A 1,998-nucleotide genomic window follows, 5' to 3' on the forward strand; every position below is an offset into this window, starting at 1 on the left:
CGAAGCGCAGGCGCAGCGCCGCGTTGTCATCGGCGCACCACTTCTGCGCCAGCTCCACCGCACCGGTCTTGCCAGCGGCCAGCTGTTCCAGCTCGCGTCCGACGTCGCGACGCAGGCTCAGGCCGTCTTCGCGCAGCCAGTTATCGGCCTGCCCGGGATGGCCGCGTGCTGCATCCAGCGCCTCGCGCGCGGCCGCCTCGCTGTGACCCTGCTGCTGCAGCCAGGCCAGCGCTTCCTCGCGCGGCGGCAGCTTGAATTCCAGGCGCTGGCAGCGGCTGCGCACGGTCTGCGGCAGACGCGCCGGGTCACTGCTGATCAACCACAGGTAGCGCCCGGGCTGCGGCTCTTCCAGGGTCTTCAGCAGCGCATTGGCGGCCGAACGGTTGATGGCGTCGGCCGGGTCGACGATCACCACCTGCGCCACACCGTACTGCGGGGTCAGCGCCAGCTTGTTGGTGATCTCGCGCACCTGCTCGATCACGATCTCGGTGCGCAGCTTGTCGCCGCTCTTGTTCGGAATGAAGCTGATCAGCTGCAGGTCGGGATGCGTGCCGGCGGCAATCAGCTGGCGGGTGCGGGTGGCGTGCGCGGCATCGCCGCGTGCCAGCACATGGTCGGCCAGCGCAAGCGCCACTTCACGCTTGCCCAGCCCGGCCGGGCCACAGATCAGCAGGCCGTGGCCCAGCCGCTCCGCATCCAACGCGGCCACGGTCTGGTCGAACGCGCGCTGCTGCCAAGGCGAAAACGTACTCATGCGCCCTCCCCTTGCTGCAGCCAGCGCTCGACACACGCAACCACATCAGCAGCCACCCGCTCCTGCACCTGGCCGGCATCGACCAGCGCGAAGCGCTGCGGGTCCTGCTGTGCGCGGCTGCGGAACACCTCGCGCACGCGCTGGAAGAAATCGTCCTGCTCGCTTTCGATGCGGTCCGGCCACAGATCGCGGCCATTGGCACGCGCGCGGCCAACGGCCACGTCCACGTCCAGCAGCAGGGTCAAACCGGGCAGCAGGCCAACGGCGCGGCGCTCCAGGTCGGCAATCCACTGCGGGTCCAGGCCGCGGCCACCGCCCTGGTAGGCGTAGCTGGAATCGGTGAAGCGATCGCTGAGCACGTAGGCGCCACGCTGCAGTGCCGGCTGGATCACCTGGCGCACATGCTGCGCGCGTGCGGCGAACACCAGCAGCAGTTCGGCCTCGGCACCGAGCGGCTCGGCAGCGATCTCCGCATCGGGCTTCAGCACCAGCCCGCGGATGCGTTCGGCCAGCGGCGTGCCACCGGGTTCGCGGGTCAGCACGACCTCATGGCCGTGGCGGCGCAGGCACTCGCGGATGGCGTTGATGGCCGTGGTCTTGCCCGCGCCCTCGCCGCCTTCCAGGCTGACGAAACGGGGATGGCGAAGCAGCGCGGAACTCATTGCGCCGGGGTCTCCTTGGTGCGTTGCTGGCGCAGCTGCTGCAGGTAGCGGGCTACGGCGGCGTTGTGTTTGTCCAGGCTGGGCGAGAACACGTGTGCGCCACTGCCATCACCGACGGCGACGAAGTACAGCGCATCGCCCGGTGCCGGTCGTGCAGCGGCCATCAGCGCGTCGCGGCTGGGCATGGCGATCGGGGTCGGGGTCAGGCCAGACCGGGTGTAGGTGTTGTAGGGCGTATCGGTGGTCAGGTCACGGCGGCGGATGTTGCCGTCGTACGCGGCACCGATGCCGTAGATCACGGTGGGATCGGTCTGCAGGCGCATGCCGATCTTCAGGCGGCGCATGAACACGCCGGCAATCTGCGGTCGCTCGCTGGCCAGCGCGGTTTCCTTTTCGATGATCGACGCCATCGTCAGCAGCTCGTACGGCGTATTGATCGGCAGATCCGGCGCGCGGCTTTCCCAGGCTTCGTCCAGCGCCTTCTCCATCGCGCCGTGGGCACGCTTGAGCACGTCCAGGTCGCTGTCGCCACGCTGGTAGACATAGGTCTCCGGCAGGAAGCGGCCTTCCGGATGCTGGCCG

At 69.1% G+C, this 1,998-nt stretch carries 2 protein-coding genes and 1 pseudogene; all 3 read right to left on the bottom strand.

The window, feature by feature from the left end:
- Positions 1-754 (bottom strand): annotated as a pseudogene (locus tag DBR20_RS11600) (DNA polymerase III subunit delta'); the annotation flags it as partial.
- Positions 751-1,416: a dTMP kinase gene (gene tmk, locus DBR20_RS11605; protein WP_108266271.1), complete on the bottom strand. Its 666-nt coding sequence runs from the start codon at positions 1,414-1,416 to the stop codon at positions 751-753. The pseudogene DBR20_RS11600 and the gene tmk, both read right to left, overlap by 4 nt.
- The coding region (mltG, locus tag DBR20_RS23035; protein WP_258223311.1) for an endolytic transglycosylase MltG at positions 1,413-1,998 on the bottom strand (586 nt) is incomplete at its 5' end. The genes mltG and tmk, both read right to left, overlap by 4 nt.

This window comes from Stenotrophomonas sp. HMWF023 (genome assembly GCF_003060985.1).
Taxonomy (GTDB): domain Bacteria; phylum Pseudomonadota; class Gammaproteobacteria; order Xanthomonadales; family Xanthomonadaceae; genus Stenotrophomonas; species Stenotrophomonas lactitubi.

Excerpts from the sequence above, each read along its gene's own strand:
- tmk (WP_108266271.1), bottom strand. The coding sequence starts at position 1,416 with ATGAGTTCCGCGCTGCTTCGCCATCCCCGTTTCGTCAGCCTGGAAGGC.